At 45.1% G+C, this 21,256-nt stretch carries 20 protein-coding genes; 13 read left to right on the forward strand and 7 right to left on the reverse strand.

What is annotated here, in order from left to right; genetic code table 11:
- Nucleotides 1-241: 241 nt before the first annotated feature.
- The gene (locus tag ACVBIL_RS07920; protein ID WP_447166435.1) at nucleotides 242-1,495 is read left to right on the forward strand and encodes a mechanosensitive ion channel family protein; all 1,254 of its coding nucleotides are present in this window, start codon (nucleotides 242-244) and stop codon (nucleotides 1,493-1,495) included.
- Nucleotides 1,496-1,607: 112 nt separating this feature from the next.
- Here ACVBIL_RS07920 and ACVBIL_RS07925 read toward each other — a convergent pair whose 3' ends face one another.
- On the reverse strand, nucleotides 1,608-2,234 hold the full coding sequence (locus ACVBIL_RS07925) for a LysE family translocator (protein WP_447166436.1): 627 nt from the start codon (nucleotides 2,232-2,234) through the stop codon (nucleotides 1,608-1,610).
- 111 nt (nucleotides 2,235-2,345) lie between these two features.
- A complete protein-coding gene (locus tag ACVBIL_RS07930) occupies nucleotides 2,346-2,897 on the reverse strand; it encodes a lysophospholipid acyltransferase family protein (RefSeq protein WP_447166437.1) in 552 nt (183 codons plus the stop codon).
- 140 nt (nucleotides 2,898-3,037) lie between these two features.
- Between ACVBIL_RS07930 and ACVBIL_RS07935 the strand changes: the two genes are divergently transcribed.
- A complete protein-coding gene (locus ACVBIL_RS07935) occupies nucleotides 3,038-3,460 on the forward strand; it encodes a YybH family protein (protein WP_447166438.1) in 423 nt (140 codons plus the stop codon).
- Between the two features lie 214 nt (nucleotides 3,461-3,674).
- Here ACVBIL_RS07935 and ACVBIL_RS07940 read toward each other — a convergent pair whose 3' ends face one another.
- Nucleotides 3,675-4,436, reverse strand: a complete 762-nt coding sequence (locus tag ACVBIL_RS07940) for an NRDE family protein (RefSeq protein WP_447166439.1) — start codon at nucleotides 4,434-4,436, stop codon at nucleotides 3,675-3,677.
- A gap of 99 nt (nucleotides 4,437-4,535) precedes the next feature.
- Nucleotides 4,536-6,167 (reverse strand): metal transporter, encoded by a 1,632-nt coding sequence (locus ACVBIL_RS07945; protein WP_447166440.1) that lies wholly within the window; start codon nucleotides 6,165-6,167, stop codon nucleotides 4,536-4,538.
- Between the two features lie 217 nt (nucleotides 6,168-6,384).
- Between ACVBIL_RS07945 and ACVBIL_RS07950 the strand changes: the two genes are divergently transcribed.
- The 4 genes from ACVBIL_RS07950 to ACVBIL_RS07965 all read left to right on the forward strand — a co-directional run bounded on the left by ACVBIL_RS07950 (nucleotide 6,385) and on the right by ACVBIL_RS07965 (nucleotide 12,601).
- Nucleotides 6,385-6,981, forward strand: a complete 597-nt coding sequence (locus ACVBIL_RS07950) for a YhgN family NAAT transporter (RefSeq protein ID WP_447166441.1) — start codon at nucleotides 6,385-6,387, stop codon at nucleotides 6,979-6,981.
- Nucleotides 6,982-7,180: 199 nt separating this feature from the next.
- A complete protein-coding gene (locus ACVBIL_RS07955; RefSeq protein ID WP_447166442.1) occupies nucleotides 7,181-9,349 on the forward strand; it encodes an MGH1-like glycoside hydrolase domain-containing protein in 2,169 nt (722 codons plus the stop codon).
- A gap of 137 nt (nucleotides 9,350-9,486) precedes the next feature.
- The gene (locus ACVBIL_RS07960; protein ID WP_447166443.1) at nucleotides 9,487-9,789 is read left to right on the forward strand and encodes a hypothetical protein; all 303 of its coding nucleotides are present in this window, start codon (nucleotides 9,487-9,489) and stop codon (nucleotides 9,787-9,789) included.
- A gap of 1 nt (nucleotide 9,790) precedes the next feature.
- Nucleotides 9,791-12,601: an immune inhibitor A domain-containing protein gene (locus ACVBIL_RS07965; RefSeq protein WP_447166444.1), complete on the forward strand. Its 2,811-nt coding sequence runs from the start codon at nucleotides 9,791-9,793 to the stop codon at nucleotides 12,599-12,601.
- Nucleotides 12,602-12,658: 57 nt separating this feature from the next.
- Here ACVBIL_RS07965 and ACVBIL_RS07970 read toward each other — a convergent pair whose 3' ends face one another.
- The gene (locus ACVBIL_RS07970; protein WP_447166445.1) at nucleotides 12,659-13,222 is read right to left on the reverse strand and encodes a chorismate--pyruvate lyase family protein; all 564 of its coding nucleotides are present in this window, start codon (nucleotides 13,220-13,222) and stop codon (nucleotides 12,659-12,661) included.
- A 152-nt stretch (nucleotides 13,223-13,374) separates the two neighbouring features.
- Between ACVBIL_RS07970 and ACVBIL_RS07975 the strand changes: the two genes are divergently transcribed.
- The 3 genes from ACVBIL_RS07975 (at nucleotide 13,375) to ACVBIL_RS07985 (ending at nucleotide 15,488) form a co-directional block, all read left to right on the forward strand.
- Nucleotides 13,375-13,776, forward strand: coding sequence for a flagellar basal body-associated protein FliL (locus ACVBIL_RS07975; protein WP_447166446.1), 402 nt, complete (start codon nucleotides 13,375-13,377; stop codon nucleotides 13,774-13,776).
- 54 nt (nucleotides 13,777-13,830) lie between these two features.
- Nucleotides 13,831-14,982 carry a 23S rRNA (adenine(1618)-N(6))-methyltransferase RlmF gene (rlmF, locus tag ACVBIL_RS07980; protein WP_447166447.1) on the forward strand — a complete coding sequence of 384 codons (1,152 nt, stop codon included), beginning with the start codon at nucleotides 13,831-13,833 and terminating at the stop codon, nucleotides 14,980-14,982.
- 134 nt (nucleotides 14,983-15,116) lie between these two features.
- The gene (locus ACVBIL_RS07985; RefSeq protein ID WP_447166448.1) at nucleotides 15,117-15,488 is read left to right on the forward strand and encodes a nuclear transport factor 2 family protein; all 372 of its coding nucleotides are present in this window, start codon (nucleotides 15,117-15,119) and stop codon (nucleotides 15,486-15,488) included.
- A 16-nt stretch (nucleotides 15,489-15,504) separates the two neighbouring features.
- Here the strand turns inward: ACVBIL_RS07985 and ACVBIL_RS07990 are convergent, their stop codons facing one another.
- Nucleotides 15,505-16,410, reverse strand: a complete 906-nt coding sequence (locus ACVBIL_RS07990; protein ID WP_447159102.1) for a substrate-binding domain-containing protein — start codon at nucleotides 16,408-16,410, stop codon at nucleotides 15,505-15,507.
- Between the two features lie 47 nt (nucleotides 16,411-16,457).
- The gene (locus tag ACVBIL_RS07995; RefSeq protein ID WP_447166449.1) at nucleotides 16,458-17,300 is read right to left on the reverse strand and encodes a formate dehydrogenase accessory sulfurtransferase FdhD; all 843 of its coding nucleotides are present in this window, start codon (nucleotides 17,298-17,300) and stop codon (nucleotides 16,458-16,460) included.
- Nucleotides 17,301-17,583: 283 nt separating this feature from the next.
- Between ACVBIL_RS07995 and ACVBIL_RS08000 the strand changes: the two genes are divergently transcribed.
- From ACVBIL_RS08000 to ACVBIL_RS08015, 4 genes are all read left to right on the forward strand, one after another.
- Nucleotides 17,584-18,051: a DUF3305 domain-containing protein gene (locus tag ACVBIL_RS08000; protein WP_447166450.1), complete on the forward strand. Its 468-nt coding sequence runs from the start codon at nucleotides 17,584-17,586 to the stop codon at nucleotides 18,049-18,051.
- Entirely contained in the window at nucleotides 18,048-18,698 is a 651-nt protein-coding gene (locus ACVBIL_RS08005) for a DUF3306 domain-containing protein (protein ID WP_447166451.1), read from the forward strand. The genes ACVBIL_RS08000 and ACVBIL_RS08005 overlap by 4 nt, the downstream gene beginning before the upstream one ends.
- A gap of 150 nt (nucleotides 18,699-18,848) precedes the next feature.
- Complete coding sequence (locus tag ACVBIL_RS08010; protein ID WP_447166452.1) at nucleotides 18,849-20,528, forward strand: 4Fe-4S binding protein; 1,680 nt, start codon at nucleotides 18,849-18,851, stop codon at nucleotides 20,526-20,528.
- A gap of 10 nt (nucleotides 20,529-20,538) precedes the next feature.
- A complete protein-coding gene (locus ACVBIL_RS08015) occupies nucleotides 20,539-21,213 on the forward strand; it encodes a TorD/DmsD family molecular chaperone (RefSeq protein WP_447166453.1) in 675 nt (224 codons plus the stop codon).
- Nucleotides 21,214-21,256: the final 43 nt, after the last annotated feature.

Here is a 21,256-nt window from a genome sequence, read left to right on the forward strand (position 1 = left end):
CGTTGATTGCAGTTAATGGTTGTTCCCTTAGCAAGATCAATAACGCAGCAGAAAGTGCATTAAACCCCATCGAAGAAGGCTTTGCGCAAGCTCACTTCGTTGTTGCACTAGCTTAAAAGGGAGTTACCATTCCTACGCTAATACGCCTAGAATTGAACTCGCGCAAGGCCTCTGAAATGAGCATGTTTAAGTCGTTTGGGTATATGCTCCGGGTGGGGCCGATCAATATTGGAGAGAGACTTTGGATCAAGAATTACGCTCATCGATAGTGGAGTGGCTTACAAAAATCGGTATCGATGCTCAGCCCTCTGATGGTATGTCTAGCGCAATTATGGTGATTGCGTGCCTTATTATTGCTTTTATTGGTTACTTCTTTGTGAAGCGCGGCGTAGTGACCACCATGAATATGGTTATTTTGCGTTCTAAAGCCCATTGGGACGATATTTTCATGCGTCATCAAGTGCTAGAGAAGATAGCGATACTGGTACCCGTTCTTATCTTGAATATATTGATGCCACTGGCGTTGAGTGACCAAAAAGTACTTAGTAGCCTGAGCGATAGATTACTCGACGTGACGATTGTGGTGTTACTCGTTCGCGCCATTTATAGCTCATTAGATGCTGCCAATGAAATTGCAGATTATAATTTAGTGAGCCGCAGATTACCGATTAAGAGCTTTGTGCAGCTGGCTAAACTGTTCATGTTCTTTGTGGCTATCATCATCTCTATTTCAGTTTTAGCAAACCAATCGCCTGTCTATTTCTTAAGTGGTTTAGGTGTTGCTACGGGTTTGGTTATGTTGGTATTTAGAGATACCATCTTAGGCTTTGTGGCAGGAATTCAGCTTGCAGCTAACCGTATGGTGAGTCCTGGTGATTGGATTGAAATGGACAACTTTGGTGCCAACGGTACGGTAGAAGAGGTATCGCTAACCACAGTTAAAGTGCGTAACTTTGACCAAACCCTGACCATGTTACCCGCTTACGCCTTGGTTTCTGGTTCCTTCAGAAACTGGCGTGGCATGTCTGAATCTGGTGGCCGAAGAATTAAACGCGCAATACAAATTGATATTCAATCGGTGCGTTTTTTAACAGAAGACGACATGCGCAGTTTAAACAAGATCAATCATCTTAAAGACTATTTCTCTGCAAAATCGGCGGAGATCATTACATATAATGCCCAAGTAACAGATGCTGACATGTATGTTAATAGTCGCCACCTAACCAACTTAGGTACCTTTAGAGCTTATATCCAAGAGTACTTAACTCAGCACGATAAGATCCGTAAAGATATGACCTTGATGGTGCGTCAACTCGCACCAACTGAGCTCGGTGTGCCTATCGAACTTTATATGTTTACTAACGATACCCGCTGGGATTTTTACGAAGGTATTCAGGCTGATATTTTTGACCACCTGTTTGCGATATTGCCTGAATTCGGTCTGAGAGTATTCCAGGGGCCTACCGGATCAGATGTGCGCAGCTTGAAACACTAAAGGCTAAGCATTAACCGCTTAAGTCACCGAGGTCATTAAGTCGCGGTTAAAAATGCAGAAAGCCAGCTCAATGCTGGCTTTGTTCCGATTGGTGCTATTGTACGGCGGATAGTTAGTTTTCTCTCGTCACTAGAATCGCCGCTAATGCGACAAATACCCCGCCACTGGTTCTGTCGAACCAATGCAGTTTATTACTCGACTTTAATGTTGGTGCGAGCACATTCGCCATGCTGGCGTAGATCATCACAAAGCTGAAATCTACCACTGCCCAAGTCGTTGCGAGTATGGCCAGTTGTGGCCCTTGAGGCGCTGTAATATCGATAAACTGTGGGAACAATGCCGCAAAGAATAGTAGATCTTTGGGATTGCTAATCCCCACTAGAAAGGCTTGTTTGAATAGTTGTTTTGGCGTGCCTTTACCTTGGGTTGTCTTAAGCTCTAAGCCTTTACCATCGCCCTTGGTGAGCAGTAATTTAATCCCAAGAAATAGCAGGTATACCGCGCCACACCATTTTAATAGGGTAAAGCCATATTCCGTTGCGCTTAACAATGCACCTAGGCCTGCTGCCGACGCCATCATAAGTATCAAGGCCGAAGTTACGCTGCCAAATGCAGTGGCTATGCTGCGAGTTTTACCATAATGAATGCCGTGGCCCATTGATAGAACCGCCATGGTGCCGGGAGACACTGCAATCAACAAGATGGCGAACAGGTAGAGTAACCAGGTATCAAAGCTCATAGATTTTATACAATTTGGAATGACTGGCAGCACTATAGCCGCCAGACATTATTTAGGCAATCAAGACAGGGATAAAGTCAGTAATGACCTAATGACAGGCTTGGCCTGCAATTAGGCCTTATAGTCTGGAATGACCTTAGGGTGGCGACCTTGAATCGAACGGTAGAAGTCGACTACCTCATTCATATCAAGCTGAATATCACCCGTTGGTGTTTTACCTTCGGCAATCACGACGGTCTTGCTACCGAAATCGAGTCCAACGGTAATAATAGGGACTTGGGCTTTATTGGCGATATGATAAAAGCCCGTTTTCCAGCGAATTACCGGGCTGCGAGTGCCTTCTGGTGCCAAGGCTAGACTGAATTTAGGGTTACTTTTAAATAGTTCCACTACAGCATCGACCAGATTATTGCTTTTGCGTCGATCCACTGGTGTGCCGCCAATGGCACGGAAGAACCAGCCCCAAGGTGGAATAAACAGTTGGTGTTTACCCAAAAAGTTGACTTGTGCGCCTAGCGCGCCGCGGGCGATAACCCCAATGATGAAATCCCAGTTGCTGGTGTGGGGGGCGACAATTGCAATGAATTGTTTATCTTTAGGTAGATCGCCGGAAATTTTCCAGCCAATGAGCTTTAGCAGCCCTTTGCAAAATAATTGAAACATATAATGGAAACCTTTCGGCCTTTTTATGAGTATTGTTGTTTTCTGCAGTTTTAGCCAATCGTTAGCTATGATTAGCGGCAAGACGTCAGACAGAGAGATGGGTTATAGTACACCGAATAAAGCCCAATTGGAGAGTGGCAATGTTTAAAAAAGCAATCAGTGTCTTATTGCTGTGTTTGGCATTTAACGCTAACGCGGTGCCGACTGATGATATTGCAAATATATTGGCGGAACAACAAGCTGCATGGAACCGCGGTGACCTAGATGCTTATATGCAAGGATATTGGAATAACGAAAAAATGCGTTTTGTTTCCAATGGTAAGTTTCGCTACGGCTGGGTAGAAACACTTGCCGCGTACAAGAAACATTACCCAGACAAGGCGACCTTAGGAACGCTTACTTTTACGATTAAAGAAATTAAAATGCTCAGCAATTATGCGGCGATTGTTGTCGGTCGTTGGTCATTAGAGCGAGCTAAAGATAACCCTAATGGTGTGTTTAGTTTGTTGGTTGAGAAAATTGATGATCGCTGGGTGATCACTCACGACCATACATCGGATTGAATCAACTAGACTTAAGCTACATTCACTATAGCAAAAGGAGTTTTTATGGCGTTTCTATTACCGGCGACAGTGCTGGTTATCGGTTCACTCTTTTTGATCGGGCACGCTGTAATAAATGAGCGTGGCTCAAAAGGCTAGCGTGTTAGATGCTCATCTTACTATTGCTTGAGTTAGATGTAAGATGAGCCAAATGTAAGGTAAATAAAGAGCGAGCTTAATTTGTTGGCTCTATAACGAATTCATCCCTACCTAAGTTACGCCCTTTACCGTCATACCTCACTTCGGTGAAATGTACCTTGCCCTGTTTGTCTTTCAAAATAATACTGGTCGATCGCGTGCCGTACTCTTCATGTTGAATGTAGATTGACGATAGGTGGCGTTCCCATTCTAAACTCACACCCGTTGCGGGTAACTCGGTATCGGGTGCTTGGGTATTGTCGGTCATTATATTTAATAGGGCATCGATATCGGGTGCGGTGTTATTGCCTATGTGATGTTCTATCGCTTGAGTCCCGCGCGCCATCTTGGGCCAAATATCATCGAGTGCGCCATTACTGATGGAATGAAAACCGGGAGTGAGAGAGCTTAAAATTTGGCTGCGACTATCGAAACATTGCAGCTGGTTTTCATCACCGAACAGTAAGTTAAATGGATTGTAGAAACGGCTATAGCGGATTAACCAGTCGTGAGTTATACCATCACCCTCTAAGGCTTTTAGCACGAGTTCACCGCGGCTTTTCATATCGTTTTGATTAAGTTCAGGTGCGCGAATATTAGTCAGGCCTGCAATTTTGCCTTGTTGATTCACTCCAAGCCAAGTGCCCCCAGCTTCGAGATCTTTACCTGCTAACAGCTTATTTGAGCTGGGCCAGAAATGAGCAGCTTCGGTTGGGCGATAGTGAAATTCATCGCGATTGGCACAGATAATTAACGGGAACTCGGGGTGGGTTTGCAGGGCTACAAATAGAATGCACATAAACAAAGCTCAAATCTAAGTCATGGATACAGGTTAATGCCCATGACTTAGAAAAGCTAGCGACTAGAGGTTTAGAACCTAAAGTCTAATGTCTAAAGCCTAGTGGTGATGTTTGTGATTATGTTTCTTTTCATGGCTGACGCTATGGCTCTTACTATGGGCATGACTATCGCCGTGCTCGTGTGCATGCGGGTTTGCATGTGAGTGGCTATGAGCGTGGTCATGGTCATGCGACTTAGGCTTGAGTAGCATTAATCGGCTTAAGAATTTACGTGGCCCTAATCGAAGCAAGCTGCTAGCAAACAAAATGGCCACTATAACTAAGCTAATATTGTTAAGCGTTGCTGGCAGATGCACCAAGCCTTGCCATTTAGGATGGAGTAACTCAATGGCACCAAGCAAGGTGATGAGTAGCGCAAACAGGCTGGCCTTTTGCGTCCAATTCATCAGTTTTAGCTGGGCTAAATTAAATATTGGGGCGGCAATTAATGGCAGCATTACCGCTGTCGTTGTCCAGCCACTGTAGGCTAACGACAAAGATAGTACAGCGGCGCCCAAATTACAGAAACGCATCGGTAAAAACACTAATAGCAACACAATAACCTGCACAAGCGGGCTAGATAATGGCACTGCTGGGTGACCAATTAGGTTTGCCAACACTAAACTTAATAGGATCCATGGCGCACTGCGATCAACTAAGTGTGCGAAGCCAAAGCGCCACGCTGAATCGGGAAGGTGGTCGTGGGGATCCGTCGGCTGAACATCACAGCGTGTCAGTTGCCAGCCAATAGCCAGTACTGAGATAGCTTGTAATAGCGCAAACATTGGGCCTAATAGCAGGCCTGTAATGATAATGGCCTCAGGTCCTAATAATCGTTGCAACCAAAGGCGGCTTAACTGCTGATCATGAGGCGTGAGGCCAAAATGAAAGCGCAGACTCGCCACGGCATAAGCCAGTAATAACACTGGTGCTATCGTCAGCATCCAGTCGAGTAGATGTTCGGTAGAGTGGCTATGGTTATGATGCTCGTGACCACCAGAATCCATCATTAGCAGTAGCACCAGCAAAACGATACCCAGCAAGCTGCCAATACCTGCTTGGTATTCGTATTTTCCTTGCTTGTCGGTGTCTGTTGAGCCGTGAGGCTGATGCAACACCACATGCAAAATAGATCCGGTTACAAAGGCTTGTAAGTAAACGGTATTTTCTAGAGTTAGTTGTGATAGTAGCTGCTCACCAGCAAAATAGCCGACACAGGTTAATAGCATCATGGCGACTAATACGATCATGGCCCAACGGCTACCCACTTGTGGTTTAAGTAGCCACCAGATCGCTACGCCTACAGGCAGTCTATGTAGAATAATTCCGAGCGCCAGCAAGATGGAGTTGCCTTCTTGCTGAGCTAAGATCATCGCACCACCATCTGTGATGGTATGCAGCAATAGGCCGCCAACACCTAAAATCAAGGTGAGGTTGTGGGTCACTTCTGAATAGCGGTGGAATAGGCGTTCACTGAGAGTGGGACCCCACATGCCGATAACCACAAATACAATGGCAAGAAACCCGCCATGTTCTAACAGCTCCGGCAGAATATGGATCAGCACTAAGCCGCCCAGAGACACGAATATAAATCCGTCTAGGCCTTTTTGTAATCCATTGCCTTCCGAAAAAAATCGATAAAACAGCGGACCTAATAAAAGTGCGATACAGCTAGCTAAGAGATACAGCATGGAGTTCCAAATTAAACCGGCAGCACGAAAAAAACGCCACAGTATATCAGTGTTGTGGCTAATTAGCAGAGTGCAATGTTGAATTTACATTGAAACTCAGCCGCAACTAATTCACGTTAATTGTAAATTTTTGTAGTGTTATTTCGCTTCCATTTGTTACGTTACCTGTTAAACACTATAGAATATTATATTTTACAGCGAATAGAATTAGTTAATTATGGATACTTTCTCTGCGGCAGTCATGTTATTTCTTATTATGGACCCTTTAGGTAATTTACCTATTTTTGCGTCGATATTACGTCATATTGAACCTAAAAAGCGTCGTGGTGTGTTGATCCGTGAGTTGCTGTTTGCGCTGGTGATCATGATGTTATTTCTGTTTGCAGGTGAAGCGATCCTTAACTTTCTGAATCTGCGCACGGAATCTGTGAGTATTGCTGGCGGTATCATTTTATTTTTGATCGCAATTCGAATGATCTTTCCACAACCCGGCGGTGTGGTTGGTCTGGCGGCAGGTGAAGAGCCTTTTATCGTGCCCATGGCGATTCCGTTAATGGCTGGCCCTTCTGTGTTAGCAGCATTGATTTTACTGGCGCACACGGACAATGAACGCATGCTCGATTGGACTATCGCACTGCTATCGGCTTGGGGCGTCAGCGCCATCATTCTGTTGTTCTATAAAGTCTTTACTAAAGTCTTGGGTGAGAAAGGTCTAACGGCTGTCGAACGTCTAATGGGTATGGTGCTGGTGATGATCTCGGTGCAGATGTTCCTCGATGGTGTGGGCAATTATATTAGCCACACTGCCAAGTAAGATCGATATTTACAGCACTTATTCTAATGAACAGACTGATGGTATTGCTGCTTACTGATTCCATCAGCAATTATTAGCAGATATAAATAGATTAAAGTCTAATGTAGAAGCTGTTAGTTGAACTAAAGTTAAACTTGCTTGCAGAACAAATTTTAGCCTGTAATACTTGGGATATAATATTCAAAAATAACAATAACTCATGCTGAATTGTCTCTTACTCTGTATCGCAAGCCTGTCTTCACTCGATTCTGCCGATTATCAAAATCTGTTGCCTTACCAGGGCACCCCCAGCTCAATGGAGCAGCGTGATAATAAGGGCAATTTAGCTATTGGCTCCGTGTATACCGACCAAGGTGCTTGGCATGGTTTTCACTTGCCTGATAATGCAGATTATTACGCGAGTTTTACTGGCCCCCTGTTTATTGCCCAAGAATACAGCCTGCATTTAAGTGATAGTTTGCAGCGCTTGCAGCTGATTAACTTAGATAAAGATGAGTTTATTGCGTTTGAAAGCGCCAATAAGATTGAAATTTATAGTAAGCCTGATGGCCTAGTGCAGTCTTTTACTTGGTCTGATCTGCAAGTCAATCTCAGTCTAAGCTATAGCGACAACCGCACCGCAGTGATCCGCACCGAGTTAATTAACTTGTCGAATAAGTCACAAGATTGGCAACTCGTGTGGCACGGTACTCCGTTTTCTTCCGATTCTTCGCAACCTGACTACCACTTGATAAAGCAAGTGCAGGCGGGATCGAACCATGTAAGCTGGCAGCTTAATCCAGTAATGGAAACCTGGCGAATTCAGTTGGCCGATGCTGAGTATGACTTGTGGTTTGATCGCGATATGAAGATCAATCTCAATGATAAATCGGGCTATCGCGCCATTGCTGAACCCGTAGCCCTAGCGGCTGGGCAACAACATGTTTTTGTATCGGCGCAGCGTTATTTTCATACTCAAGCCGAGCGCTCGGCGCATAAGGAGCCAAACTGGACCCTGATCGACACTCAGCGGGCTGATAATCGCGTTAAGTGGCAGCAGCGAATGGATAACGTTATTCAAGGCGGTGATAAAGCGGCCCGTCAATTGGGCGTAAAAAGCATGCTGACCTTGTTGCACAATTGGCGTAGTCCAGCGGGGGCACTAAAACACGATGCGATTACGCCTTCAATAACCTACAAGTGGTTTAACGGTGTATGGGCTTGGGACACTTGGAAGCAGGCCGTTGCCTTAGCTCGTTTCGATACTGAGCTGGCAAAGTCTAATGTACTCGCCATGTTCGAATATCAATTTACGGCGCAAGACGCCGTTAGGCCGCAAGATGCAGGTAATCTGCCCGATGCCATTTTCTACAATAAAGATCGTCTGCGCGGAGGTGAAGGGGGCAACTGGAACGAGCGTAATGGTAAGCCACCACTGGCCGCTTGGGCAGTGTGGCAGATCTATGAACAAGATAAAGACGCTGCCTTTCTTAAGACTATGTACCCTAAATTGGTGGCCTATCATGACTGGTGGTATCGCAACCGTGACAATAATGACAATGGGTTAGCCGAGTATGGCGCTAACCTACATCCGATGCACCTTAATGAAGACGGCTCAATTAATGTTGAGGCCGTTATTGAAGCTGCTGCATGGGAGTCGGGTATGGATAATGCGCCTCGATTTGATGTGGATGGTGCATTAGCTGTGTGGCAAAACCATAGTGCAGGTCAGCTAGTGGGCTATTCGGTATCACAGGAATCAGTTGATCTTAATGCCTATCTTTATGCCGAAAAGCGTTTCCTACAGCAGATGGCTGATGTATTAAGTAATGGTGAACAGCAGAAATGGGATGTAGAGGCAGCTCGGTTAGCTAAGCAGATCCAGATGAATATGTATGACCCAGAGTCTGGTTTTTTCTATGATATTCGTTATGCCGTAACAGGTACTGAGTTGATGATAGAACAAGGGAAAGGGGTTGAAGGCTGGCTTCCTCTTTGGGCTGGAGCTGCGAGTGACGCCCAGGCCAAGATTATGGTTGAGCGGCATCTTGGGGCCGACCGATTTGGTACCTTAATTCCATTTCCTACTGTGAGTGCTGATAGCCCTAACTTTGCAGCGGCTCAATATTGGCGCGGCCCAGTGTGGTTGGATCAGGCGCTATTTGGTCTTGAGGGAATTGAGCGTTACGGATATCAACAGCAAGCAAAGGCATTAGCCCAGCAATTAGTGCTGCAGGGCGAGGGGATCTTAGGCCAAAGTCCGATCAGAGAAAATTATAACCCGCTTACTGGTGAGGGGCTGCATTGCACCAATTTTAGTTGGTCCGCCTCAGTACTACTGCTTATTTATCAGACATGGTTAGCCGATGTGAATAATAATCAATTATGAAGGTGTTGCTGCTAACTACATGAATTTCGGTGGATTATACTGCTATATTTGATTTTGCCACCTAAATACATTAACCACGCTGTTAATGTGATGCTGTTGTTGTTATTGTTTTGTGATTCAGCAGTGTCGGGTGGTCTATGAAAGTTTCGGTTTTTGTGTTTGTTTTTCTTAGCGTTGTTTTTGTGTCGGCTTGCAATAGTCACTCTCAAGACATCCAGCAGCAGTCTATTGTTACTGACTCTCATAATGATGTACCTCGCAAGCCCGTCTTGTGCAGTTCAACACCACCTATTCACGATACCAGTCAATTAAAAGCTAATCTTAAAGAGCGAGGCTTGATCACAGAGCAGATGACCGACGCTGAAGCTGAATTAGTCACCAATGAGTATATCCGCAAGCGCCAGAAAGCATTCCAAGATTGTAAAAAAGGAAGTCAGTAGTATGAATAAACTTCTTAACGCCAAATTGTTCGCAGCATTTTTTACGGCATTAATTTCATTCTCTCCTATCGCTCTAGCAGTACCCGTGGCTTCAGGGACAAGTGCCGATGCCAACATTATCAATAAAGAGCAGGTGTTATATTGGTTGGTTAAGCGTGGAGAGCTATCGGCTAATGCATCTGAAGCTGAAAAGCAGCAGGCGATAACGGCATTTACTAAAAGAGCCTATGGGGCGAAAAAAATCCCGCTTATGCAGGCAAAGCTGCAAACAAAGCGATTAGAAAAGGTTAAACGCAGTGCTAAGCAGGCTAGTCTGTCGGCTTCTCAGGTAAAAAGTATTAGTCAGAAAACCGTTAAAGTGCTCACAGTGCTTATTGATTTCCCCGATTTACCTCATGACGACAACGGCTTGAGTAGCGGTGATACCCAGATGTTCTATAACGATTATTCAGTGGAACATTACCGTTCATTACTATTTTCACCTAATGGCTATGACGGGCCACAAGGGCAAACCTTGATGACGGGGTATCAATACTATCAGGCTGAATCTGGAGGCAGTTTTTTCTTCACGGGTGACGTCAAAGGTTGGTATCGATCGGCTAACAATGCGGCCGTTTATGGCGCTAATGATCCCGACGACAATGATAACGACATCGCGGTGTCTGATTTAGTCAAAGAAGCTGTTACTGCTGCGGTTGCTGGTATGAGTGATGCTGAATTAGCTCGCTATGATATCGAAGATCCTTTTGACTTAAACAATAACGGTGTAACAAATGAAGCCGATGGCATTATCGACCATGTGATGATTTTCCATTCGAGCATTGGTGAAGAGGCGGGTGGTGGTTTCTTGGGGGCGGATGCAATTTGGTCCCATAGATCGTTTGTTGATGGTGGACGTTACGCGATACCCGGAGCTGGAATTAATTTATCCGGCTACACTATTCAACCGATTGATGCTGCGCTGGGCGTTTGCGTACATGAGTTTGGTCATGATTTAGGCCTGCCAGATGAATACGACACCACTCAATTAGGTAAAGGTGCTCCAGTTGGTTTTTGGTCGCTAATGGCCGGAGGAAGTTGGGCTGGTGAACTTGCGGGCTCTTTACCTACCGGCTTTAGTCCTTATGCGCGTACATACTTGCAAAGTATTTATGGCGGTAACTGGGTGACAGAGCAAAGTGTACCGCTTGATTCAATTTCGGCTTCAGGAATAGATATTAACCTTGCTGAAGCCGTAAACCATGAGCAAGTTAACCAAATCTCGATCCCCATTCCGCCTGTGGATGTCGACTTTAAAGAGCCGTATACAGGGGTTAATCAGTACTACTCAGATCAAGGTGATATGATTAATCATGCCATGTCGTTCGATGTGGAATTACCGATGGCAACACCGCTTACGTTAACGATGCAGGCGCATTGGAGTATTGAGCAAGATTATGATTATGCTCAGATAATGGTTGATGGCGTCGCGATTATGGGTGATTACACTAAAGCGAGTAACTTAATAAACAATGAACGTAACATCATTACTGGTAAGTCGAGTGACTTGGCGGGATCCGAAGGTGCTGATGCTTGGGTTAACCTTCAATTCGATTTGAGCCCTTATGCTGGCCGCAATGTCCGTATTTCGATTCGTTATGTTACCGACCCGGCTGTAGGTGATTACGGCATAGTGATCGATGACATTGGCATTATGCTTGATAATACCGAAACGGTATTGTTTGATGGGGCAGAGCTAGAGACGGATATTGCCTATGCGGGGTTTGTGCGAGTTGGCAGTAAACGTCCTGGTAAAGATCGACGTTACATTGTGCAATTGCGTAGCCAGCAAGGCATTGATAAAGGCCTAAAGTCTAAATCTTATGATCCTGGCGTTGTGATCTGGTTTGAAAACCAAGAGTACAGCAACAATGAAGTGAATAGTCATCCTGGATATAGCTTGATTAGCGTAATCGATGCCGATCAAAACTTAATCGGCAGTAATGATTCTAGTACTCAAGTGAGAGATGCGGCTTTTAGTCTGTTTAACCAGTCGAGCTATGCTAATGATGAGCACTTAAGTGCGGCTAAGCTATTTGATGATACCAATGATTACAGTGCGCCATTGCAAAAGGAGTCAGGCACTATTTTGCCTGAAGTTGGTTTAACCATTGAGGTTATGACTCAGGCTAGCAATAGCAGCAATGCGATGGTGCAGTTTAGATATGCCAGCCAGACACTCCCTGACTCACAGGAGCTAAGTGCAACTATTAGTTATAGTTTACAAGGCCGAGAAGCCAGCTTTTCGGCGAATGTGACAGGTGGTGATGGTAATTACACTTATGCTTGGGATTTTGGTACTACAGACGGCACTAGCAGTCAGATTGCTCCAAGTTACACCTATAGTACCGATGGGAATTACTTGGTCTCGTTGACTGTGACAGATGGAAATGGCTCAAGTTTTACCAATAACACTAACCTTGTTGTGGGATCGGCGCTAGAGGTGGGCTTTACTCAAACCACGTCTAACTTATTAGTGAACTTCATCAATCAATCGACAGGCGGCAATGGGGCATTAAGTTATCGCTGGGATTTTGGCGATGGTAATACTAGCTCTGCAGAGTCTCCGAGCTATACCTATGGTTCAGCAGGCATTTACAGTGTGACACTGACCGTTACCGATAGCATGGGGCAAACAGCTGCTCAAACAGCCTCTGTGACTGTGGTGGCAGCCGTTATCGCTGACGCTGGTGGTTCATCTGGAGGGGGAAGTTTAGGCTGGGTGTCGCTGATGACGCTTGGTTTGTTTGGTATATATCGTCGTCGGCATTAGTTTACACAATTGGCTGACGACAAAAGCGCCCTTGTTAGGGCGTTTTTTTATTACAGGCTAAAGCTTAGCAATGGCTTTCTGAGCGGCGGGTAAAAAAACTTCACTAACCACCAATTGCTCGGTCTCATATTGGAAATAGCGACGACGTCCCCATAACTCTTCGCTTACGTCTTGTTGCAGTGATTCTGCTAGCTTGGCAATTTTGCTGCAAGCTTCAAAATGGGCCACTTCAATTCTACCCGGAGTAAATTCATCGGCTGAATATAGCAGCTCGCCTAGAGGTCTATTACCTAGCCCTAAAAAGTCTTGTTGCTTCTTCTCTAGTAGGCGTCCGGGAATTAGGGTCCTAGCGAAGATCCATGGTGTACCATCTAAAATGAGTAGAACCTCTCTAACCCACATGTTGGTACTACAAAGTGACTCTTCAGGTGGCGGAGATACCGTGTCTTCCCCAAGAATTTTGACTTCGAAATGTGTGCAGTGTTTTTTTAATTTTTTAGTTAAGCTACAAGTGCTTAACAGCCAGTCCTTAAAAGGTGGTGCAGGTAAATTGGTGATTTGTTGTGGCGAAAACCATTGGATTGATTCACCATAGGGGAAGCTTAACCTAGTCACAGTCATCAAATTCTCGGTACAATACAGCAAACCGAAGCAGTCTAGCATGTCAATGCCGTTGCAGGTAGAGGTTGTCGACTCAGAGTGGTTAGCTTGGTACGCAAGAACATGGAATGAGAGTAAATCTCATCAATATCGACTAGGGAGTATGTGTGAAGATGAATAAAGTATTAGCCGTGTTGCTTGTGGTGTTATGCAGTAGTTTTAGTGCATTTGCTGCAGACCCCAAGCCGCTGGAAGACTACGCTTATTACGGTTTTGAACCTGAAATCGTTACTAACTATATCTCTAATAGAAAAAAGCTTGGTTATGTCCGACTCAGCGTTGAGCTGATGGTAAAAAGCCCGGAACAGCTAGTGAGTTTGGAAAGACACGATCCGTTATTAAGAGCGGCGATTGTCGAAATTTTGGGAAACCAAACCGAAGACAAAGTGAAATCCTTAACAGGTAAAGAAGAGATCCGTCGTCAATGCTATGAAAAAGTGAACCAGCTTTTAGAGCAGGAAACGGGAAAGCCTCTAGTAGTCAACTTATTGTTTACTAAATACTTATACGATTAAATTCAATGCAGATACATGGGTATTTGCTTGCTTTAGGTGCTGATGCATTAAATCATGACTCATAAATCCAAAACTCCAGCCAAGAAGTCGAGTAGCGCTTCTGCACCTAAACGTCCATTCGCCGCGAAAGCTGGCCTAAAGGCTAAGCAGCCTTTAGCTAAAGGACAGGCAAAAGCTGCCGGCCAATCTCATGTGCAAAACCAGCCAACTAAAGTGCTGCCGAGTAAAAGCTTACACCCAAGAAATCTGCATAATAATGGCTATGACTTTACGGCATTGATTGCCGCATTTCCAAAGTTAACCTCATTTGTTAGACCAAACCCTTATGGCAATTTATCGATAGACTTTGCCGAACCACAAGCGGTAAAAATGTTGAACGCAGCGCTATTAAAGCTGCATTATGGCGTGGAGCATTGGGATATTCCACCGGGGTTCTTGTGCCCGCCAATTCCTGGTCGCGCCGATTATATTCACTATGTGGCTGATCTTTTGGCAGTGAATACAGCAGGTAAAAAACAGCTAGCCAAAGGGGCTAAAATTCGTGCGTTAGACATTGGCACTGGGGCCAATGTTATCTATCCACTACTGGGCATTCAGTCTTATGGCTGGGACTTTGTCGGGAGCGACGTTGACCCGTTATCAATTAGCAACGCGCAGCGTATTTTTGCGGCTAACCCAACGATTACTAATAAGTTTAGTGCGAGGTTACAAGCTAACCCTAAGCAGGTTTTTGCTGGCATCATTGGGGCGAATGAGCGCTTTGATATTACCCTGTGTAACCCACCGTTTCATGCGTCACTTGCAGAAGCAAGTGCAGGCACGTCGCGTAAATTGCAAAATCTAGCGGCTAACCAAGCGGCAAAGGGAACCGCCAAGCAAGGGGCTAAAACAACATCGAATAGCTCGACTTCGGTACTTAATTTTGGTGGTCAAAAAGCTGAGCTATGGTGTGATGGTGGTGAGCAGCAGTTCTTGCAAATGATGATTAATGAGAGTCGTGATTTTGCCACTCAATGTCTGTGGTTTACCACGTTAGTGTCTAAAAAAGAAAACCTCAAACCTGCAAAAAGCTTATTGGCAAAAGCGCAAGCGATAGAGGTGAAAGAGATTGAGATGCATCAAGGTAATAAAATTACCCGAGTGCTAGCTTGGACGTTTCTTAAGCCTGCTCAACGGGCGCTATGGCAGCAATACCGCGACGCTTAAGCGCTGCGAACAGTGTATTTTAGCTTAATAGAGATAGGCTCAAAACCAAATAAGCTTTTGAGCTATTTCAAAAAATCCGAAACTTATCCTAGACTAAGAATAGCCTTTCTCTTTTGGGATAATCGGATACTATCGTGAACTTTAAACTGGAAAACTTACTTGTAGAGCTGGAATTGTACCTGCAGAAACCTGAGGTGCGCAGTTCGCGCGCAGAGCTAGAGCGGCTGATTAGTGACGACTTTACTGAATTTTCCGCTACAGGTTGTAGCTTTGGTAAAGATGAGATCTTAGCAAGGTTGCCAGATGAGCGGGTACCCATGATTGAAGCCAGTCAATTTGCAATTAGAGAACTATCTGAGGATATTTGCCAAGTCACCTATCGCGCTAAATTAAAAAAAGCCGATGACAACGTCATCAGCTTTTCTATTCGTAGCTCCATTTGGCGAAAGCACCAAGACTTGTGGCAATTGGCATTCCACCAAGGAACTCAATGTCGACCTTTTTAGCGGCATATCTATAAGGTTACTGCCCGTTCCAGAGTAATTTTCCACAATCCGTTAAATCGTAGCCACCTAAGGTGGCGGCAAGTTGTTGTGTTTGTGGCTCTGCCAGCAAATTAAATAGACGCTGTAACTGGCGTCTAAAATAGATCCCCTGTGGCATAACAAAGTCAAAAGACTCTGTTACTAACGGCACAAAACTCAAACCACTTTCTAGCGCTACAGATTGACATCCAAAGCCGATATCGGCGTTGTTACGGGCAATATAGCCTGCTAATTCACGCTCACTTTGAGCAACAATGCTCGAGTTTAGCTCTTCAAATGAAGCGCCTTGTTTCATTAGCCATTGTTCAAGGTGTTGCTGGCTACCAGCTCCAGCTTGACGAGCAACCCAGCGCCAAGACTGCTGGGACACTTTGTCCAACTCCTGACAGCGGTGATGCATATCGGGGCGCATCATTAAGCCCTGCTTGCGAGTATAGCCATGCACCATGACCCATTGCTGATGGTTAGCGTAACCCTGTAGCAAAGCCGGGTGGCGAACACTGCGCTCTTCAACACTGCCCCAGTGCAGCGTACATACGTCGGCATAACCGCGGGAAAGTAAGTCTAAACCTAAACGTGAACCTGTAGAGCTGTAACTGATGAGCTCAGTTTTACCCACCTGTGACATCATTCTAGCGACCAGCATAGACAGGAGCGGGTCATCGCTACCTGTGATATGCATACGATCAGATAGCATGCCGCTGTGGCATGAATCCATCACCCATCTATCGATTAAGATCTTTGGAAATAGCCATTTACCCGTGATTTTAGTCGCGGGAAGAATGCGGTCGTTAGCCATTGAGTAGACTTTCTTCTCATTGAGATCTAGGTACTCAGATACCTGTTTGGCACTCATATAGATCAGGTCAGTCGGCTCAGTCATTTTTAATCCTTGTAGCGTAATTTACGGGTGTTATCTGGCCGAACAGCTTAAGAAATAGCATCGAATTCAACATTTTCAGCGCCGTTATAAATGAGGAAATGACGACCTTTTGCTCGGGCTATCATAGTAATACCAAGTTTCTGTGCCAGCTCTAATCCCATCTGTGTTGCGCCACTGCGTGATAACACCACCGGAATGCCCATTTTGGCCACTTTAATCACCATCTCTGAGGTTAAGCGGCCGGTAGTATAAAACAGCTTATCGTTACCCTTATCTTGGTTTAACCACATTTCACCGGCCAAGGTGTCAACCGCATTGTGACGGCCAACATCTTCAACGAAACCAACAATTTGATCTTGGTGGCATAAGCCGCAACCGTGCACCGCACCGGCATTTTTATAGGTTTCGTTGTAAGCGCTGATATTTTTTAGCAAGCTATAAATCATGCTTTGTTTTAGTTGTGGAGTGGGGAGTTCGATGTCATCAAGGCCCGTCATAAAGTCGCCGTAAACAGTGCCTTGACCACAGCCGGTCGTTACTGTTTTTTCAGACAGTTTCTCATCTAGATTTTCTATTTTTTCACTGGTAATAACGGCAGCAGAACTGACATCCCAATCAACAATGACAGATTCTAACTTATTGATATCTGATATAAAGCCTTGGTTTTTAAGATAGCCGAGTGACAGTGCTTCTGCACGAGCGCCGAGTGTCATTAAGGTCACTATTGGCCGCCAGTTTAGATAGACAGTGAGAGGGCGTTCGCAAGCAATAAACTTATCCACTTTCTCGCCATTCTCATTAATGGCGGTTACAGCAATCGTAAGAGGAACTTCAGTGCTGGTTTTAATTAACTTTGGATTGCTTTTGTATGCTGTCATATGACCCATCATCTGTTAAAGGAAATAATTGCGCTTAGTACTAAGCAATATCTATACCTAAATGTATAGGGAGTTAAAGTTAGTAGTAGATCACATTTCTCCGACTCGGGTCGCCCTTTTATGTCCTATTCATAATTGCTATTTAGACAAAATGTCCTAGTCTTTGCTTGGAATAGTTGATCTAGTTCAAACTATTGAATTGATATTGTATGGCACACATATTGCTTTAACTTAAGGGAGTATTTATTAGTGGGACTGCTATATCAGCAGCCACCTCAGGCAAGACGGAGACTGAATGCAACATACCGAAAGCCAATGGCCAATGTACGTTTCTCTTAAGAAGATTGAGAAGCAAGTCGGAAGATGGACCTCAGTACAGTGGGAAGTCGATCAAATGCTTCCTGCGACCCACGCCGCACCTGAAGGTGCTTACCTCATCCTACTAGAGCTGCACAAAGATGAGCGTGGCAGTTACCGTATCAATATCGATATGGATAACGCCATGCTATTCATCGTCTGTGATGAAACAGTCGAAGGTGACTGGATCCCTGTAATGATCTCTGCTGAGCAAAATGTTGCAGCAGGCTGTTTAGAGGCCGATACTCCAGTATTGAATATTCCAATGCCAAAGGCTATTGCCTGTTGGATTGAAGCCTTTATTACCCGCCACGGTGAAGTTGAAATTTGCGCTCACCGTCGTAAGCATGTTGATCGTCGTAAGAATCAAGGTCCAAGTACTGATCATATGGCTAACCGATCATGAGTGGGTTTTTATCGCGTTGGAATCTGCGTAAACAACAAGTAGAGATTGAAGGCGAAGCAGAGGTTGCAGCCGCTGAAGCCGCTGCTCAAAAGCAAGCTGATGAACAGGCACTCGCGGCACAACAGCAAGCTGAGGCCGAGTTATCTGCAGAACCAGACTCAACACCAGCCAATGACGCAACAGCAACCGATACTCCAGCAGACAAAATATTAACGGCTGCAGATCTACCGGATCCTGAAAAAATTGAAGTGGGTGGCAGTTTTGCCAGCTTTATGGGGGCAAATGTTGACCCTGCGGCTAAATCGGCAGCATTAAAGGCGCTTTGGAAGCAGCCACATTACAGTGAGATTGATGGCTTACTAGAATATGCGCTTGATTACAGCAATCAGCCTAAGCTAACACCTGAGGTGTCTGCTGAGCTATTTAAGAAAGTATTCCGCCATATCGTCAAAGATGAAGACGATGAGAAGGAAACCAAAGACGGCGTTGAAGTTGCATCAGATGAGATGATTGCAGCTGGAAATCCCGACCAGAATGAACACCTTAATGATACAGGTCCTGTATCGGACATTTTGGACGGTCAGCAAAATGACTTGTCCCAAAATGAACCAGAAACCAGTGATATTACGACCAACAAAGTTGTTTAACGTCACTATAGAGTGTTTTTATTTCCACAAATTTGGTATGTGAATTGCTGTATTAGAGAGTAATAAACGCTGGCGCTAATAAAAAGCGCGATGAGCAAACAGCGACACTCATTATACAGAAACAGCCAAAGAACTGTTCAGGAACGCAATGTGAGCAATAGTGAAACGCAAGTTGGACTCAAAGAGGTTCGACAAAAGGTCCTTGCTGGGACACAGGTGATCCAAAACCTGATCCCTCCGACCGTTAGCTACACCACCGAAGGTAATGTTCTGGTCATCGGCCCAGAAGATTTGGCTCGCCTAGCGGCAGACAAATTGTCCAGCATGGGCCAGTGCGCTATTTTGGCTAACGAGCCAATTACCTGCCAAGATGAAGACCACCTTGAAAAAGTAATGACTGCTGCTGAAAACGTAGAGAGTTATTACAACAAGTTGATCGAAATCAAAGGTTTCTTAGGTCAGTTCCAAGTCAAGGTTGAGCACGACAACGGCAGTGCTGAACTAAGCACAGTCGCGATTCGTAAAGCACACTTCGACCTGATTCTTGATTTGAGCATGAGCCCTTGCATCAACCTTGAGATGTTACCTCCTGGCTATTTCTATGTCGGTCAAGACCAAGCTAAGCTCGATGAAGCTCTTGAGCAGCTTCCAGAGTTGGTTGGCCAATTCGATAAGCCACGCTACGTTAAAATTAACAGTGATATTTGTGCCCATTACCGTCACGGCAATGAAGGCTGTACTCGTTGTTTGAACTTCTGTCCCGCCGATGCGATTACTAGCGTAGGGAAGATGATCGAAATTGATCCTTACTTATGCCACGGTGCAGGTAGCTGCACTAACGCTTGCCCAACAGGGGCAATTAGCTATGACTTGCCAACACCGCAAGCTATGCACACTTATCTGAATAAGTTAGTGACCAATTTCCGTGCTCAAGCACAAGTTGCTCCAGTGATCTTATTCCATGATATGGGGAAAGGCGCTGAGGCAATAACAGCGGCACTCTCTGGTGAAATCATTCCTGTTGAGATGGAAGAGATCACCGTTGCCAGCATGGATCATTGGTTCTCAGCTTTAGCCTGGGGCGCACGCCAAATATTGATTTTGCAAACGGATGTTACGGCACCAACATTAACGCAAATGCTTGATGGCGAGCTGTCGTTGGCAAACGATATCTTGGATGAAATGGGCCAACCACAGCGTATTAGCCTTATCACTGAGGCTCATCTCGCGGAAGCTGGCGCAAAAGAGCTTTCTGAGCTGCTTATGACTAGCGCTAGCTGGCCTGTGATTGTACCTGCAGAGTTTGCGGCAACCACTAAGCGTGAAACGATTTATAACGCAATCGATCATCTCAATGAGCAAGCTGCATCTGTCGACACCTGTTTGTCTCAAAGCAATCTTCCTTATGGTCAAGTGAGTGTTAATACCGAGAACTGTACCTTGTGTATGTCTTGTGTGGCGATCTGTCCAACAATGGCGTTAACAGATGGTGGTGATCTACCATCACTTCATTTTGTTGAGCAAGATTGTGTGCAGTGTGGATTGTGTGAATCCGCTTGTCCTGAGAAGGTTATCAGCTTAACGTCTCAGGTTAATTTCGATAAAGCTGCGCGTCAGGAGCGTCAAACCCTGCATGAGGAAGCTCCCTTCGAATGTATTACTTGCGGCAAAGCGTTCGCAACACAATCCATGGTGAAGCGGATGTTAGAAGTGGTAGGAACCCACAGTGCCTTCAGTGCCAACACAGAACGTTTAAAAATGTGTGGTGACTGTCGAGTAAAAGACATGTTTGAAGACATTCTTCAAGATCCTGAAAAGCAACTGCGATAAGAGTTTAGCCATGACCGAATTAGTAAGAGAAGTTTCAGAAAACGATCAGTTAAGAGCCGATATTTATCAGTTATTTGCTGCGCTATTACGTCGTCAACCTAGCCCTGAACTGCTTGAGTTTTTAGCAGGTTTAGAAATTGATGCTGATGACGATAGCGACATGACTAAGGCTTGGGTTGGACTTAAATTGGCTGCTCAGCAATTTAGTTCAGAACAGCTTGAAGATGAGTATTTTAGCGTATTCCTCGGTGTGGGCTGTGGTGAAATTCTACCTTATGGTAGCTGGTTCATGACCGGCTCTCTGATGGATAAGCCATTAGCGCTACTCCGTAATGACCTGATGCAACTTGGTTTTGAACGTGAAGAAGACGTTAAAGAGCCTGAAGATCATGTGGCTGCACTTTGCGAAGTGATGGGTACCTTGATTTTAGAAGCGCCTGGTTACCGTCAGTTAGCGTTCTACCAACGCCACATGGGCAGCTGGATAGAGCGTTTCTGCGATAACTTAGCCAAAGCGCCAAGTGCTGCATTTTATGCAACCGTTGCTCAGCTAGCTAAGGCATTTTTCGTTATCGAAGCGAAAGAGTTTGAACAGTTAAGTTTGAATATTCCGGTTAACTGCCCAGGCAGTGAAGCAGAATCTTCTGAAAAGATTGAGCCTTCTACCAATGAGCTAGCGTCTTAATCGCTATCGGTAGAGCTTTGGATTTATGTCAGCTCAATGCTGA

This window comes from Shewanella sp. 125m-7, assembly GCF_052977045.1.

Bases quoted from the DNA above. Each gene is read 5' to 3' on its own strand.
- ACVBIL_RS07970 (WP_447166445.1), bottom strand. From the start codon at position 13,222: ATGACTGTGACTAGGTTAAGCTTCCCCTATGGTGAATCAATCCAATGG.
- ACVBIL_RS07960 (WP_447166443.1), top strand. From the start codon at position 9,487: ATGAAAGTTTCGGTTTTTGTGTTTGTTTTTCTTAGCGTTGTTTTTGTG.
- ACVBIL_RS08005 (WP_447166451.1), top strand. From the start codon at position 18,048: ATGAGTGGGTTTTTATCGCGTTGGAATCTGCGTAAACAACAAGTAGAG.
- ACVBIL_RS07940 (WP_447166439.1), bottom strand. From the start codon at position 4,436: ATGTGCATTCTATTTGTAGCCCTGCAAACCCACCCCGAGTTCCCGTTA.
- ACVBIL_RS08015 (WP_447166453.1), top strand. From the start codon at position 20,539: ATGACCGAATTAGTAAGAGAAGTTTCAGAAAACGATCAGTTAAGAGCC.
- ACVBIL_RS07975 (WP_447166446.1), top strand. From the start codon at position 13,375: ATGAATAAAGTATTAGCCGTGTTGCTTGTGGTGTTATGCAGTAGTTTT.
- ACVBIL_RS07965 (WP_447166444.1), top strand. From the start codon at position 9,791: ATGAATAAACTTCTTAACGCCAAATTGTTCGCAGCATTTTTTACGGCA.
- ACVBIL_RS07990 (WP_447159102.1), bottom strand. From the start codon at position 16,410: ATGACTGAGCCGACTGACCTGATCTATATGAGTGCCAAACAGGTATCT.
- ACVBIL_RS07995 (WP_447166449.1), bottom strand. From the start codon at position 17,300: ATGATGGGTCATATGACAGCATACAAAAGCAATCCAAAGTTAATTAAA.
- ACVBIL_RS07950 (WP_447166441.1), top strand. From the start codon at position 6,385: ATGGATACTTTCTCTGCGGCAGTCATGTTATTTCTTATTATGGACCCT.
- ACVBIL_RS07945 (WP_447166440.1), bottom strand. From the start codon at position 6,167: ATGCTGTATCTCTTAGCTAGCTGTATCGCACTTTTATTAGGTCCGCTG.
- ACVBIL_RS07925 (WP_447166436.1), bottom strand. From the start codon at position 2,234: ATGAGCTTTGATACCTGGTTACTCTACCTGTTCGCCATCTTGTTGATT.
- ACVBIL_RS08000 (WP_447166450.1), top strand. From the start codon at position 17,584: ATGCAACATACCGAAAGCCAATGGCCAATGTACGTTTCTCTTAAGAAG.
- ACVBIL_RS07935 (WP_447166438.1), top strand. From the start codon at position 3,038: ATGTTTAAAAAAGCAATCAGTGTCTTATTGCTGTGTTTGGCATTTAAC.
- rlmF (WP_447166447.1), top strand. From the start codon at position 13,831: ATGACTCATAAATCCAAAACTCCAGCCAAGAAGTCGAGTAGCGCTTCT.
- ACVBIL_RS07930 (WP_447166437.1), bottom strand. From the start codon at position 2,897: ATGTTTCAATTATTTTGCAAAGGGCTGCTAAAGCTCATTGGCTGGAAA.
- ACVBIL_RS07955 (WP_447166442.1), top strand. From the start codon at position 7,181: ATGCTGAATTGTCTCTTACTCTGTATCGCAAGCCTGTCTTCACTCGAT.